The sequence below is a fragment of the Robinsoniella peoriensis genome (assembly GCF_000797495.1).
Classification (GTDB): Bacteria; Bacillota; Clostridia; order Lachnospirales; family Lachnospiraceae; genus Robinsoniella; species Robinsoniella peoriensis.
This window is the reverse complement of the sequence record NZ_JTGN01000005.1, coordinates 242,086-257,894: the sequence shown is the minus strand read 5'-3', so window position 1 is coordinate 257,894 and position 15,809 is coordinate 242,086. Positions and strand designations below refer to the sequence as shown.

The following is a 15,809-nucleotide window of genomic DNA, read 5'->3' as shown; positions in this document are numbered from 1 at the left end:
ATTTAGCCGCGTCCCCTAATTGCGTTAGTGCGGGACTTCAGGGTTGTGGCATACTGGACGCTATACATTATATTTATGGATATAAATTTTGGAAAAAAGGAGAAATGAAAGTGGGGAAAAAGAGATTTATTAAGACTACCGGCCGCTATATGGTCAGGCTGGTTACACTTTTAATTGCAATCAGTATCATAAGCTTTATTCTGGTAAGTATGTCGCCGGTGGATCCGGTACAGCAGTATGTGGGTGCTGTACCAAATGTAAGTATGGAACAGAGAGAGAAGATTGCCCAGTACTGGGGACTGGACAAGCCGCCTGTAGAACGGTTTGGTATCTGGGCGAAATCTCTGCTCCAAGGGGATTTCGGGACCTCTCTGATCTATAGAAGACCGGTGCTGGATATTATAGGGGAAAAGTTTGCGGCATCCCTGGCGCTTATGATTACTGCATGGCTGCTATCAGGAATTATCGGATTTTCCATCGGCTGCGTGATGGGTGCGTTTAACGGAAAATGGCCTGACAGGATCTTAAAAAAGATCTGTCTGACTATGTGCGCTATTCCCACCTTCTGGATTGGAATTATACTGCTGATGGTCTTTTCGGCTAAGCTGGGATGGTTCCCTATGGGAATGAGTGTTCCAAAAGGGGTGCCGTCGGATCAGGTCACGATCTGGCAGCGCCTGCACCATCTTATCCTGCCGGCGCTCACACTCAGTTTTTTGTCATTTGCCAATATTGCACTGCATACCCGGGAAAAACTCACAGATGTATTGGAAAGCGATTACGTTCTTTTTGCAAAGGCGAAAGGGGAGTCCCGGTTCTGCATTCTAAAGAGACACGGCCTGCGCAACATTATGCTTCCGGCAGTTACCATGCAGTTTGGCTCCTTTAGTGAACTGTTTGGCGGATCGGTGCTGGCGGAGACCGTATTCTCGTATCCCGGACTGGGAGCGGCTGCCTCTGCTGCAGGCATGGGGTCAGATATTCCGCTGCTGTTGGGCATTACATTGTTTAGTGCAGTTTTTGTATTCACGGGTAATCTGCTTGCAAATATTATTTACGGGGGCGTTGATCCGCAGATCAGGGAGGGATATCAGAGTGAACAATAGTGTAGCTGAGAGAACTAAAGTAAAAAAGTTGCGCATAAACCGCAGAACACGCACAATTATTACAATTATTATTATCTTTCTTTTTATACTGGGGGTATATCTTGCGGGTACTTTTATGAGCAATGATCTCATACAGGCAGATTTTTCCCAAAAAGGACTGAAACCATCCTTCAAGCATCCATTTGGTACAGATTTATTGGGTAGAGATATGTTAGTGAGAACGGTAAAAGGTTTGTCTATCAGCATTGTGGTTGGGACAGTTGCATCTACAGTAAGTGCGGTAATTGCATTATTTGTAGGGGTGGCTGCGGCATCCGGTTCCACCCTGCTGGATCATTTTATTAACTGGCTAATTGATTTAGTCATGGGAATTCCCCACACAGTATTATTAATTTTAATATCCTTTGCATGTGGAAAAGGTTTAAAAGGTGTTCTGATTGGAGTTGCGGTAACACACTGGACCGGACTGGCGCGTCTGATTCGAAGTGAAGTACTTCAGATCCGTTCCCAGCAATACATAGAAGTATCCAGAAGGCTTGGTCATTCCAGCAGATGGATTACAATTAACCACATACTGCCGCATATGGTTCCCCAGTTTATCATCGGATTGATCCTGATGTTTCCCCATGCTATCATGCATGAATCTTCCCTGACATTCCTGGGATTTGGGTTGTCACCGGAACAGCCGGCGATTGGAATTATTTTATCAGAATCCATGAAATATATTTCCACCGGCATGTGGTGGCTGGCATTTTTCCCGGGACTGATGCTGGTTATCATTGTTCTGCTGTTCGACAGGCTTGGTGAAAATTTAAAGAAAATCGTGGACCCATACAGTGCACATGAATAGGAGGTTAAAATGTCTGTAAAAAGTGATTCACTCAGAGAGCCTGTTCTTCAGGTAAAGGATTTATCAGTTTCTTTCCACATGTATGATACCGGTCTGGAACAGTATGACCTGAAAGTTATTTCGAATTTAAGCCTGGATGTAAAGCCTGGGGAAATCGTAGCAATAGCCGGATCCAGCGGTTCGGGAAAAAGCCTGCTTGCCCATGCAGTTATGGGGCTTCTCCCGGAAAATGCTGCAATATCCGGTGAAATGTTATATAAAGGAGAAATCTTAACACAAAAAAAGAAAGAAACACTGCGTGGAACGGAAATTGCATTGGTGCCCCAGTCGGTAGCTTATCTGGACCCGTCGATGCGGATTGGTTCCCAGGTTTTGGGAGAGCATCCGGGGGCAGAAAAGAGAAATGCACAAAAAGAAGTATTTGAACGGTTTAAACTGGACGAGAAGATAGAAAAGTATTATCCGTTCCAGCTGTCGGGCGGGATGGCACGAAGAGTCCTGGTTTCCACGGCAATCATCAGCGGCGCACAGCTGATTATCGCAGATGAGCCAACACCCGGTCTGGATCTGGAAATGGCATTGGAGGCACTGCAGTGCTTCCGTGAAATGGCGGACAGCGGGAAATCCGTAATTTTAATTACCCATGATATTGACCTGGCATTTCATGTGGCAGACAGGGTAGCTGTATTTTATGCAGGAACAACGGTAGAGATGGCACCATCCTCCGATTTTATCACAGGACCATCGGCTCTGCGACATCCGTACTCCAAAGCGCTCTGGAACGCGCTGCCCCAAAACGGATTTGAACCAATACCGGGATTTCAGCCATATGCAAAGACCCTTCCTAAAGGATGTCTGTTTTCACCAAGATGTCCATTTCGGACGAAGGAATGTGAAGAAAAAATACCTATGCAGGAATTGCGTGGGGGAACTGTGAGGTGTATTCATGCAACTTGAGGCTAGAAATGTCAGTTTTCGATATCATGAAAATGCTCCCTGGATATTAAAGGATGTGAACCTGAAAGTGGAAGAAGGAGAGCGGGTAGGGCTGGTGGGCCCCAGCGGCTATGGTAAAAGTACACTGTTACGGTTGATGGGCGGATATTTAAAGCCGGATCAGGGAGAGATACTGCTGGACGAAAAACCAATGACTCCCAAAGGCGTCTGCCCGGTCCAGCTGATCTACCAGCATCCTGAAAAGGCAATTAATCCCAGATGGAAGATGAAAAAAGTACTGGAGGAATCCGGCATGTTCCGGGATGAGGTGATGGAGGCGCTGGGAATAGAAAGCGAGTGGCTGGGTCGATATCCCAGGGAATTATCCGGGGGAGAGCTACAGCGTTTTTGTGTGGCAAGATCCTTATTTCATGGAACACATTTTCTGCTGGCGGATGAAATGAGCACTATGCTGGATGTGATTACCCAGGCTCAGATCTGGAAGCTCATGCTGAAGGAAGTAGAAAGCAGGAATCTGGGACTGCTGATGGTGACACATAATAAAGCGCTGGCTGAGCGGGTTTGTACAACTATTATTGATTTGCGTGATCAGAACACGCTCTAGTATTACATTGAACAGGTTGTACGGGGAAGGGACACTATTGTGTATTATATATGGGTTTAGCTGATTAGGACGCTTTGTAGATATAGGTAATGTACGGAAAGATGGGTGTGGGAAACTGGCATGGGCTCCGTCAGCTGGCCGCAGAACTGGTATTTTCTAACCTTTCCGAAGCGCTTTTTGGCGGCACGCGGGTATTCACCGCGAAATCCTGATGCATTTCTCGGTTCAGTACCCGCTTAGTATCCGATGGGAGCCAGTCGAATACTATCCGCCAAAAAACACTTCGAAAAGGTAAGTAAATACTCAGCTCTGCTCTACGCTTCCTCCGCCCATACCAGTTTCCCACACCCATCTTTCCGAGATCCAGTTTACTGCCACAAAGCTGGTTTTCTCAGCCTGGTGGAGACCCCTGGGCTGTGACGGTCTATTCGTTTTTGGATGCAGCAGAGTGTGTTACGGCAGTTCAGTGTGAAAGGGGGATGATAAGACGAAATTTTACCTGCTTTCCTGATCACAAACTTAACTGGATGTAGGTACTAAAATCACAAATATACTGCAGTAGAATTTAGAGACAGTTCAGAATGATAACATCCAGCTGGTTTATTGGTTTTTATGTGATATGTGATCTAAGCCAATAACGTCCGGCATGCCACATGCCCGGGGTCCCACCCTGCTGAGAAAACCAGCTTTGTATCAATAAACTGCATCCCGGAAAGAGAAGGGGGCGGACCAGGACATTGGTTTTGAAGGCGTATAGCAGAGCTGAGCATTTACTTACCTTCCCGAAGTGCTTTTTGGCGGATAGTATTCGACTGGCTCCCATCGGATACTAAGCGGGCAGTGAGCTGCGAAATGCATCAGGATTTCGGAGCGAATGCCCGCGTGCCGCCAAAAAGTGCTCCGGGAAGGTTAGAAAATGCCAGTTCTGCGGTAAGCCTTTCAAACCAATGTCCTGGTCCGCCCCCTTCTCTTTCCGTACACTACCTACATCTACAAAGCGTCTTAATCAGCTAAACCCAAATTTAGTATTTTATAACCGCATGGACTCCCGATATCCTCGCTAAGTAAAGACCAGTATTGTTGTAGTATATTTATAAGCGGAAATTATGAATTGTAGTATTAGTAGAATAAACCCTTGCATTATTCTTATAGTTATGATATATTAAAAAAAATAAGAAATTCACCGATCAATTTATGTGTATTTTATAATCTTTTATTTTCTGTAAACTTCTGATTTATTCAAATCAAAAACCCCTGTTTGTTAAGCAAAGTATGATGTTACATATATACTTAAAAGTTATTTTCCTTTTCACGTAATATATGTATGATGGTACGTTTGCACGTGAAGGAGAGTGCTGTCGTTGGAAGGAATTGCGTATCAAAACAAAGATATTTTATCTAAAATTTTTGCTGAGTCACTAAAAGAGAAATCATTTTCTGTTTACGGAATCGATTTACCCAGGATCATAGAGGTACTGCCAACCAATCTGCCCAGCATTCAAGTAAATGAGCTGAGATTAGACAATTTGTTTTTGCTGGAAGATAACAGCATTGTACTGGTAGATTATGAAAGCAAATTTTTAAATGATGATATTTTAGATTATCTGAGCTATGTCTGCAGAATATTAAAAAGGTTGGGAAAGGGATGGATAGGGGTGAAAATTAGGGTTTTAATCCTATATACCTCCGATGTGGAACAGGCAAACGATGTTCTGGATATTGGATGCCTTACTTTTAAAATTGAGCAGGCATTTCTATGCGGCTTAGACACTGCCCGTATTTATGAAAATATAAAGAAGAAAATAAAATGCCATGAGAAACTGACAGATGATGAAAATATGCAACTGATTATATTACCATTAACAGTAAAAGGAAAACAAGAAAAACAAGTTCTTCTAAAAGAAATCATCATGTTAGCAAAAGAAATACAAAATGAAAACGACCGCACGTTTATTATGGCGGGACTATTGACTTTCGCTGATAAGATTATAAGCAGTCAGCTGGCAGAAGAGATAAGGAGGGAAATTCGTATGTTGAAAGTAGAGAGAATCATATTTGAGGAAGGGTTGGAGGAAGGTGAACACAGAAAGCAGATAAAAATTGCAGAAAACATGATTCGTGCCGGGAAAACCATACAGGAGATAGCAGAATTTACAGAAATGGCAATAGAAGATATCCTGAAGATACCAAAAAGTATATCAATGTAAGAGGATAGGAAAAGTACGATCTACATGCAGATTTTCCATACCAGTTTTCCCCATCTTTTCGTACATTACCTATATACAAAGCGGATAGAAAAAAGATTGTAAAAGAACGAATATAAAAAGATTCCGGTACTGCAATTTAACGTGCAGTACCGGAATCTTTTTCGTCTGCCCGAAATTATATACATATAGAAAGAACATAGAAAACCACCGCCCGGAAAGTAAAAAGTCAGAATCGTTATATTTTATTTCAGAATGATTATATTTTTGGATTAGGGAGTTTGTTAAAATGTATATAAATAATTTATATAAAAGTTATTAATTTTTTATATTAAAATGTTTGAAAAGAATGAAAAGTATGGAAAGAAGGAGAATGTATGAAAAAAAGAATTGTAATATTGCTATTAGCCCTGTCATTGGCGTCAACCTCACTGACAGGCTGTATTAAGGTAGTAAAAATAGGAGATGAGGCAGCTCTGACAGGTGAAGAAAAATTCAGTGCAGGAGACGATGTTGCCTCTTTCTGGGAGTCAAAGGCTTTGCCGGAGCTGGGTGAAAAAGCGGTGGATCTTGGCACGTTACTGACAGAAGCAAACGGGGATCTGAAATCTGTTGCAGAGAAGTATGGAAAATATTCCATGGGAGATTCGGGAGAATTGACTTATACCGTAAAGGGAACGGTAACGGTTCAGGAAGTGGAGGCAGAAAAAAAAGCGGGTTTCATGACGGTTTCCCTGGAGGGCTATTCGGGACCGGAAGAAATCAAAATGCAGATAGGTTCCGTTATTAAAGGCTCGGCCGTGAGAGATGCGTTGTCATTTATTAAGTTTGGGGACTATACCAATCAGGAAGAATATGCCCAGGTATCACAGGGTATCCACGCTTTGATTCAGAAGACGGTTATTAATCCGGACATTGCAAAAGGGCTGAAAGGAAAGACCATAGAGTTTGTGGGATGTTTCTCGGTCAGTGACAATACATCCATACTAATTACACCAATCAGTATCACCGAAAAATAAGCGAAATGGCAGTGAGGTATATAAATGAAAGAAAATGTGGTTTTACATGCCGAGTGCATGAATAAAATTTATCCCGGAACAAAGGCGCTAGATCAGGTCTCCTATGACGTTGAGAAAGGGAAGGTCAATGTTTTAATCGGAGAAAACGGAGCAGGCAAATCTACGCTGATGAAGTTAATTGCGGGAATTGAGCAGCCGTCCTCCGGTAAAATGTATATGGATGATAAAGAGGTCGTCTTCAAAGATACAACAGAGGCGAGAAAACATGGAATCGGCATTATCCATCAGGAGCTCAGCCTGTATCCAAACCTGAATGTATACCAGAATATATTTATGGGCAGAGAACAGACTAAGGGACTGAAGCTGGATAATAAAAAGCATGCAGAACTGACCAGGGCAGTATTAGAGAGGCTGGAACATCCCATTAATGAGAATATTCTCGTGGGGGACCTGAGGGTTGGACAGCAGCAGATGATCGAGATAGCCAGGAATGTAGTGCAGGAAGATTTAAAGATCCTCATTATGGATGAGCCAACCTCTTCCTTAAGTGAACAGGAAGTAGAGGTTTTATTCAAACTTATGAGGGAATTTACCAGCCAGGGTATGTCAATTGTATACATATCCCACCGACTGGAAGAGATCATGCGGATCGGTGATAACGTAACGATTCTGCGGGATGGAAAGTTCGTAGCCAAGGCAGAAGTAAAAGATATTGATGTACCGTGGATTGTTCAGCGAATGGTAGGCGAAGGGAAATCCTATCCGAAAAAAGAGCGTGGTATTAACTGGAAAAAAGTAGAGACGGTAATGGAGGTGAAAGGGCTGACACTTCCCAAAAAGGGCGGTGGATATCTTCTGAAAGACATAGAATTCAACCTGAAAAAAGGCGAGATACTGGGAATATACGGGTTGATGGGTGCAGGGCGGACAGAAATATTTGAATGCATCATGGGAATGAGGCCGGAACATTCCGGGGAGGTAATGATAGATGGTGATAAATTACAGATCCGTAACATCTCCGAACAGATTGCCCGCGGTTTTGCACTGGTGCCGGAAGACCGCCAGGCAGAAGGGCTGGTGCAGACGTTAGACATCGGGAAAAATATTTCCCTTTCCAGCCTGAAGAAATATGCCAGACATTTTTTCCTGAATGAAAAAGAAGAAAGCAGGCATGTTGAAGAACAGATTCAGGACATTCAAATTAAAGTGGCTGATAAAAAGCTGCCGATTCTTTCCCTTTCCGGGGGGAACCAGCAGAAGTGTGTCATCGGAAAAGGAATCCTGACCAATCCCAAAATACTGCTATTGGATGAACCCAGCAGGGGAATCGACATCGGAGCCAAAACGGAAGTGTTTGATATTATCAACCAATATGCGGAACGGGGCTTATCAATCCTTGTAGTTTCCTCAGAGCTGAAAGAAATCGTAGCAATTGCAGACAGAGTCATTGTCCTGTCCAACGGGATTAAAACCGGTGAATTCAGCGGAGATGAGATTACGGAAGACCAGTTAGTACTGTCCTCTTATAAAGGACACCATACACAGATTAATGCATAGAAAAGAGGAGAATTAAAATGGGTAAGAAAAATAATACAGGTACATATAATTCCATTGCCATGACACTGCTGAAAGGAAGGACATTTATTGTTTTAATTGTGCTGGTACTGTTTTTCAGTATCATAACACCTACATTTTTCACATTGAATACAGGACTTCTGGTTGCAAAACACGTTGCCCTTTATGGAATTCTGGGACTTGGTATGACTTATGTTATCATTACGGGCGGAATTGACCTGTCAGTAGGCGCTATCGCAGGGCTGGGAGGAATGATTGCAGGCGGATTGATTAATGAAGGCCTGACACTTCCAATGTTTGGAGTTACGATTTATTTCAGCGTACCCTGGGTAATCTTAATTACTGCCCTGGTAGGTGTTTTTGCAGGATGGCTGAATGGTTTTATTATAACGAAATTTAATGTGGCACCATTTATTGCCACACTTGGAATTATGAACGTGGCAAGAGGATTTGCAAATCTCCGTTCCGGAGGTAAGACTTTTTCCAACATTGTAGGTAACAAAGTGTTGGGCAACAATGGATTTGAGTTTTTGGGAAGTACAGTAGCAGGCATCCCGGTAGGTGTAATCATACTTGCGCTGATTGCAGTGGGAGCTGCGCTTATTCTAAAGTATACACCATTTGGCTGGCATGTTCTGGCAATCGGTGGAAATGAAAGGGCAGCCAGGCTGTCCGGTATCAAGGTGAAAAGAGTAAAGACATACGTATATATGTTTTCAGGCTTTTGTTCCGTAATGGTTGGTATGATCGCTGCAGGACAGTTGGTTGCTGCACATCCGGCAACCGGTGAAGGCTGGGAGATGAACGCGATTTCGGCGGCAGTACTTGGCGGAACTTCCATGGCTGGCGGTGTGGGCACCATAGGCGGCACAATCGTAGGTGCATTTGTAATCGGCGTTATTAATGACGGTATGGTTATGTGCGGAGTTTCGGAATTCTGGCAGAAGGTAATCAAAGGTATCGTAATTGTGGCTGCGGTTATCATAGACCAGTTCCAGAGAAATATGCAGGCGAAGATGGCGCTGCAGGTTCGCAATGAATCCAAATAATCAGAGAAGAAAGCGCTGGAATACATATCATCCACCGCAGACCGGGTTACACATATGGAAAAATATGAGGAATTGTATGGAAAAATAAGGAAATAAAAAAATTTACAGATGTAGTATAATAGTAGTATTGTAAGTATAGTCAGATGACTTTACAGTTTATAGTGGAAGCTTATGGACAGGGAACGGTGTTTTCCTGTCTTGTTCCGCATTCAAAAGTCAATGGATTTTCAAGAGCATCCCTCCAGTGTCAGCCAGGGGGAACAGAAGAACAATGAAAAGGAAAGAGGGGACTCCGGTAATGAATATTTTAATTGTAGATGATGAAAAACTGGCAGTTGAAGTTATCAAGAACATGATTCAGTGGGAAAGTTATGGAATAGAGGAAGTCTATACGGCTTATAGTATGAAGCAGGCTGTGGAGGCGATGGAACGGCATCAGATATCCATTTTATTATGTGATATCGAGATGCCAAAGGGAAGCGGGCTTGAAGTAGCCGCATGGATACAGGAGCAGAAGCTGGATATTAAGATCATCTTTCTGACTAGCCATGCCGTATTCCAGTATGCAAGCCAGGCGATTAAGTATGGTGTATCCGACTATCTCCTAAAGCCAGTGGTTCCGGAGGAATTGGAACAGGCAATCCAGCTGGCATCGGAAAAAATTCAATTACATAAGCAGATAGAACAGAATGAAAAATATGCTTCCTACTGGAATTCCGGTAAGACAATTATGCAGCAGGATTTTTGGAAGTCCTATCTATCTGGTGGAAAGGAATATAAGAATCTGCAGAGCATGTCAAAGAAGATTGATATTGATGCAGAACCGGGGACGATTTATTATCCGATACTTTTATACTGGTCCAGAAAGAAAAACAGAGGGACTGTGTGGGATGATGAGATCATCGAATTCTCGATCCGGAACATCGTATCTGAGGTGTTGTTCGGGAAGATGCAAAACGGGAATTTTGTACTGCTCCGAAACAACTGCATATTGGCGGTCTACCCTATGCAGAAAGAGACCCGGTTGTGGATGAGGGAAAAGTGTAAGATGATGCTGGACCGGTGCGGGGAATACCTGAGTTTTTGCAATATCAGCTGTTATGTTACGGGAGATACGCCATTTGAAAAGCTGAAGGAGGCTGTGGACATGCTAATAGAAACCGAAGAAGAAGATATCCTTAAAGAAAACAGGGTCATAATGGCCCAGCAGGACAAAGAAGTGTTCAAATACCAAAAACCGGACATGGAGCCCTGGGTGAATGGCCTGTTTGATAAAAACCAGAGTAAAGTGCTGAAGGAAATACAGAGATATCTGGAAGAAGTAGGCGTGGTCTACCATGCGGATTCAAAGTCTTTAGGGCAGTTCCAGCATGATTTTTTACAGGAATTATACATCGTCCTGGAGCGGAAAGGGATCTATGCCCACAGTGTCCTGTCCAGCCCGCAAATGCTGGAGTCCTTCAACCGGGCATCCAGGAGTATCGCGGATATGGTCAACTGGGTTTCTGACCTTTCAGATTCCCTGGTACAGTATGATTATAAAAAAGAAAAAACACCGGATATGATAAAAGAGATTAAAGTTTTTATAGAAGAAAACTCTGGGGAGGAAATCAGCAGAAATGACCTGGCGGCAAAGGTTTTTCTGCATCCGGATTATTTAAGCCGGATATTTAAAGAACAGATGGGAATGTCCTTGTCAGATTTTATCATTCAGGTCAGGATTGACAAGGCGAAGGTACTGCTTCAGAAAACAGATGACCGGATTTCTGATATTTCGGCAAAAGTAGGATATCCCAATACGGCATATTTTACAAAATTATTTAAGCGCGCAACCGGTATGACACCAAAAGAATTCAGGAAGGCATAGGTAGAAAATGAAGAAAAATCATTCACTTCGCTATTTTATTGTGGAAATAGTGAGCGCTGTCCTGATTATATTGTGTGCATGTGTAATGTGCTATAATTATTACATCATGCATCTGATGGAAAGACGCGTGACAGATTCGGTGAAAGCTACAATTGGCATTTATAACCGCCAGATTGAGAGTAATCTGGACAATATCCAGACTTTTTTGCTTACCCAAAGCCTGATGGAAGAGGAAAAGAGGAAACTGGTGAATCCGAAGAGGGAACTGGACCGGTATATGGCGGAACTATCCATAAAATCTGATTTTATGAAGCAGATAGGCAATTACAAAATGCTGGATGGAATATTTCTATATGACAGGAAAAATGACATTTACTTAAGCGGTGTGCAAAATGGCGTAACGTCTCAGCAAAACACAGATATTTATAAGAATATATACGATACCCTTGCCAAGTTTGAAAGAGAGGGGCAGGGTTCGTGGTTTACCGTACAGATATTAAATGATACCTGCCTCATTAAAGTACTGGAGAACCAGCAAATCTATGTGGCGGGCTGGGTTAAAATAGAAAATATATTAAAAGAACTGAAAGTAGGTCTGGGTGCGGACTCAGACTTTATCTTCCTGTGCCGGGAAGACGGTAAGGTACTGGATCTTCACTACACTGAGCGGCAGATCAAACTGACCGGACAGGATGAGGTGGTCCTGAATAAAAACCGTTATCAGAATATCCAGGTGGATATTGAAAACCATGGACTGTCCATTGCGGTACTGAAGAAGAAAGGCGGATTCCTGGATGAACTCCGGGTGGCTGGAATCAATGTGGCGGTAACCCTGGTATCTGTGGCGATTCTCTCTGCATTGGTACTGTTTTTGCTAAACCGGTATTTTTTAAAACCGCTGAACCGGCTTGTGCAGGCAATGCAGCAGCTTAAAAACGGGAATCTGAAGGTGAAGCTTGCAAATGACAAGGAGTTTGAAGAATTCCAGATTGTAAATAAAACCTTTGATCTCATGACGGAAGAAATAGAATCCCTGAAAATTCATGTCTATGAAGAACAGATACACAAGCAAAAAGCCCAGCTCCAGTATCTGCAGGTACAGATTGACCCTCATTTTCTGACAAATTGCATGAGTCTGATTCAGAATCTGCTTCTGCTGGACCGAAAAGATTCAGCCCGGGAAGCGACGGTTGTCTTAAGCAAATACATGCGGTATACATTGAGAAGCGATACAAAAGTATCCGTTTTGCATGAGCTGGAACATGTAGAGAATTACATATGCCTGCAAAAACTGCGTTATGAAGACCAGCTGAGCCTGGTGCTAAGTAAAAAGGGGGAAGTGGATGGAGAGATGATCCCCAACATGCTGATTCAGACCTTCGTGGATAATTCGGTCAAACACCAGTTAAGCCCGGAGTCGCAGCTTCTCATTACCGTGGAGGTAAAATATATTATGGGGGAAGAGGAAAAAGAATATCTCTACATTTCAGTATCGGATAACGGAGATGGATTCGAAAGTGATATATTGGAAAAGCTGAAAAATAATGAAGTTATATTAAAACAAAACGGGGAGCATATCGGAATCTACAATGTATGTCAGAGAATGGCACTTATATATGGAGAAGAAGCACATATTCAATTTGGGAATGGAGATGCCGGAGGAGCAGTGATCGAGATACGCCTGCCAAAGAGTGAGGTATAAAGCGTGATTAAAAATTTAAGAAGTTTATTAAAAACAGATGTCTGCCAGGCAGACAGGAGGGTCAATGAATACAAATATGAAAAAGTTATTTATTTTATTGGTTATTGCATGTGCAATGTCCGGTTTAATGCTCTTCTTAAGATGGTGCCACCCGGTAAATAAAGAACAACAGGCAGAGCATGAGGAATATGAAAAACTGGTAGTAGCGTATTCCGGAAGTATTGGCGGGACAAAGGATCTGCAGCTTGTCCAGGATGAACTGAATAAGATCACGCGTAAAAAGCTGGGTATAGAAGTGGAACTGAAGGTACTTGATAATTTTAAAAATACAATTAATCTGATGCTCTCAGGCAAGGAACAGCTGGACATTATGACGATTGATAATCAGATGTATATGGAAGCTTATATCAATCAGAATCTGTGGGAATTGGATGATCTTCTGGATCAATATGGGTCCGGTATAAAAGAAGCGCTGGGGATGGATAATATCAATGCCTGCCGGATAAAAGGAAAGCTGTACGGCCTTCCGAATAACCGTGATTTTGCTGCTGGCTGGGATGCATATATGCTGAGAAAAGACATTCTGGATAAATATAACATCAAAAAAGAAGACATCAAAAGTATTGAAGATTTGGAAAAAGTATTTGATCTGCTTCTGGAAAAAGAGCCGGATATTACCCCTATAGCATCCTCCGGTTCCATGTTCGGTAATTTTGCGCTGGCGGATGGCATAAACAGCTTCCCGGCAGGCGGCCACCTGAACTATGGCCAGGATGAGGAGATTGTAAATATATTTGAGACGGATGAATATATGGAAAATTTAAAACGTGTGAGGGAATGGTATCTGAAAGGATATATGGGAGACAGGATTCTGGAAGATACCCAGTCTCTGCGGGACAAGATTCGGGAGGGGACGGTATTTTCTTATCCCCAGAAGGGGAAGCCGGGAATTGAACGGCAGGAATCCATGTCTTATGGAAAAGAACTGGTGATTGTCCAGTTTGGTGAAAATGCTATCAGTTATAATTCCCTGGCTGCCCTGCCATGGGTGATTACCAAAAATTCAATATCAAAAGAGAAATCCATGCAGCTTCTGAATCTGATGTATACCGATGCGGATATTATGAATCTGCTGTCCTATGGGGTTGAAAATATTCACTATGTTAAAACGGAAGACGGCCATATTAAGCTGCCTACAGGTGCCGCAAGCAACGTATTTATAAAAGGCTCCTGGAAGATGCCAAATCAGTTTATTACATATGTATGGGAAGGAAATCCACTGGATTTGTGGGAGAGGATGGATGAGTATAATAATTCTGCCCTGCGATCCTGCGAAATCGGATTCAATTTTGATGTATCGGAAGTCTCAACGGAATATATCACCCTGGAAAAGATCTATAATAAGTATAAACCAATTTTAGAAAGCGGCCTGGTGGATCCGGAAGAAGGGCTACGGGAAATGCTGGGTGAGTTGAATGCAAATGGGCTGCAGGAAGTGATAGCAGAAAAGAGAAAGCAGTTTGAGGAGTGGAAAAAGGAGTATAAGTAATAGTGCGGCGGGCTTTTGCCCGCCTTTTGTAATTTAGTAAAAAGTCAGAATACTACACATTTAGTTCAGAATCGTTATATTTTTCTATTCCCTGATTTGTTAATATATATATAAATAATTTATATAAAATTATTAAAAATATTTATAAAAAAGGAGAAGATGATATGAAGAAAAAAGTGGTAAGCGCAATTTTATGTACAGCAATGGTAATGGCTATGGTCACCGGATGCGGAGGTGGTACGAAAGAGACTCAGAAGGCTGAAACACCTGCTGCAACAGAAGCAACAGAGGCTGAGACAAAGGCAGAAACCCAAGCTGAGACAAAGGCAGAAACCCAGGCGGAAACAAAAGCAGCGGAAACCCAGGCACCTGAAACACAGACAGAAAAAAGTGCCGATGCAACAGCATTAACAGGAGGCGGTTCCAACATAGTTTATATCATTACACCTTCCCATTCCAATCCATTCTTCGGTACGGAAGCTACTGCTGCAGAAGCAAAGGCAAAAGAACTTGGATACGAAGTGAAGACTTTGTCACATGATGATGATGCAACGAAACAGATGGAGCATTTTGAATCCGCAATTGCAGATAAAGCAGCGGCTATTATCTGTGATAACGCAGGTGCAGATGCAACAATCGAAGCAGTGAAAAAAGCAAAAGATGCAAATATCCCCACATTCCTGATCGACCGTGAAATCAATGAAGAAGGTGTGGCAATTTCCCAGATCGTTGCAAATAATTATCAGGGTGCCAAAGCAGTAGCGGAAGTATTCGTAGAGGCAATGAACGAAGAAGGTAAGTACGTAGAGCTATTAGGCAAGGAATCTGATACCAATGCAGCGGTTCGCTCCAATGCATTCCATGAAGTAATTGACCAGTATCCGGATATGGAAATGGTAGCACAGCAGTCAGCAAACTGGGAACAGACAGAAGCATTTGAAAAAATGGAAACCATCCTGCAGTCTAATCCGGATATTGCCGGTGTTATCTGTGGAAATGATACTATGCTGGAAGGCGCAGTGGCAGCATTAGATGCAGCAGGTCTGAATGTTCCGGTAATCGGCGTAGACGGTTCTGACAATGCAAGAGATCTGATCAAAGAGGGAAAAGCAACCGCAACAGCATTACAGCAGGCAGCGAAAATTGCAAGAATGGCAGCAGAGCAGGCAGATGCTTATCTGAAAAACGGAACGACAGGGCTGGATGAGAAGCAATTGGTAGACTGTATTGCAATTACAAAAGATAATGCAGACAAATTAAGCGCATTTGATTATCAGGAATAGAAAGGGAACAAACAGAGATTTTAAGCACGTAAGAGAAAGAGAGG

13 protein-coding genes are annotated in these 15,809 nt (G+C 42.7%); all 13 read left to right on the top strand.

The genetic code is table 11. From position 1 onward, the window contains the following. The first annotated feature begins 104 nt into the window (after positions 1 to 104). The 13 genes from QR40_RS12035 (at position 105) to QR40_RS11980 (ending at position 15,765) form a co-directional block, all read left to right on the top strand. Positions 105 to 1,106 (top strand): ABC transporter permease, encoded by a 1,002-nt coding sequence (locus tag QR40_RS12035; RefSeq protein WP_044295171.1) that lies wholly within the window; start codon positions 105 to 107, stop codon positions 1,104 to 1,106. Then, the gene (locus tag QR40_RS12030; protein WP_044295169.1) at positions 1,096 to 1,956 is read left to right on the top strand and encodes an ABC transporter permease; all 861 of its coding nucleotides are present in this window, start codon (positions 1,096 to 1,098) and stop codon (positions 1,954 to 1,956) included. The genes QR40_RS12035 and QR40_RS12030 overlap by 11 nt, the downstream gene beginning before the upstream one ends. A 9-nt stretch (positions 1,957 to 1,965) precedes the next feature. Further along, the gene (locus QR40_RS12025; RefSeq protein ID WP_027292764.1) at positions 1,966 to 2,913 is read left to right on the top strand and encodes an ABC transporter ATP-binding protein; all 948 of its coding nucleotides are present in this window, start codon (positions 1,966 to 1,968) and stop codon (positions 2,911 to 2,913) included. Then, on the top strand, positions 2,903 to 3,517 hold the full coding sequence (locus QR40_RS12020; RefSeq protein ID WP_044295168.1) for an ABC transporter ATP-binding protein: 615 nt from the start codon (positions 2,903 to 2,905) through the stop codon (positions 3,515 to 3,517). The genes QR40_RS12025 and QR40_RS12020 overlap by 11 nt, the downstream gene beginning before the upstream one ends. A gap of 89 nt (positions 3,518 to 3,606) precedes the next feature. Beyond that, entirely contained in the window at positions 3,607 to 3,729 is a 123-nt protein-coding gene (locus QR40_RS32560; RefSeq protein ID WP_276325433.1) for a hypothetical protein, read from the top strand. Between the two features lie 1,149 nt (positions 3,730 to 4,878). Further along, positions 4,879 to 5,724 carry an RpnC/YadD family protein gene (locus QR40_RS12015; protein ID WP_052430814.1) on the top strand — a complete coding sequence of 282 codons (846 nt, stop codon included), beginning with the start codon at positions 4,879 to 4,881 and terminating at the stop codon, positions 5,722 to 5,724. Between the two features lie 374 nt (positions 5,725 to 6,098). Next, complete coding sequence (locus QR40_RS12010) at positions 6,099 to 6,740, top strand: DUF2291 domain-containing protein (protein WP_027292767.1); 642 nt, start codon at positions 6,099 to 6,101, stop codon at positions 6,738 to 6,740. A gap of 24 nt (positions 6,741 to 6,764) precedes the next feature. Then, positions 6,765 to 8,297: a sugar ABC transporter ATP-binding protein gene (locus QR40_RS12005; RefSeq protein ID WP_044295165.1), complete on the top strand. Its 1,533-nt coding sequence runs from the start codon at positions 6,765 to 6,767 to the stop codon at positions 8,295 to 8,297. A 17-nt stretch (positions 8,298 to 8,314) separates the two neighbouring features. Next, positions 8,315 to 9,364 (top strand): ABC transporter permease, encoded by a 1,050-nt coding sequence (locus QR40_RS12000; protein ID WP_044295164.1) that lies wholly within the window; start codon positions 8,315 to 8,317, stop codon positions 9,362 to 9,364. A 271-nt stretch (positions 9,365 to 9,635) separates the two neighbouring features. Then, entirely contained in the window at positions 9,636 to 11,231 is a 1,596-nt protein-coding gene (locus QR40_RS11995) for a response regulator transcription factor (RefSeq protein ID WP_027292770.1), read from the top strand. A 7-nt stretch (positions 11,232 to 11,238) separates the two neighbouring features. Then, positions 11,239 to 12,933, top strand: a complete 1,695-nt coding sequence (locus QR40_RS29795) for a sensor histidine kinase (RefSeq protein WP_052430813.1) — start codon at positions 11,239 to 11,241, stop codon at positions 12,931 to 12,933. Between the two features lie 64 nt (positions 12,934 to 12,997). Next, positions 12,998 to 14,482, top strand: a complete 1,485-nt coding sequence (locus QR40_RS11985) for an ABC transporter substrate-binding protein (protein WP_044295162.1) — start codon at positions 12,998 to 13,000, stop codon at positions 14,480 to 14,482. A gap of 164 nt (positions 14,483 to 14,646) precedes the next feature. Further along, positions 14,647 to 15,765 (top strand): D-ribose ABC transporter substrate-binding protein, encoded by a 1,119-nt coding sequence (locus QR40_RS11980; RefSeq protein WP_044295160.1) that lies wholly within the window; start codon positions 14,647 to 14,649, stop codon positions 15,763 to 15,765. Positions 15,766 to 15,809 lie beyond the last annotated feature (44 nt).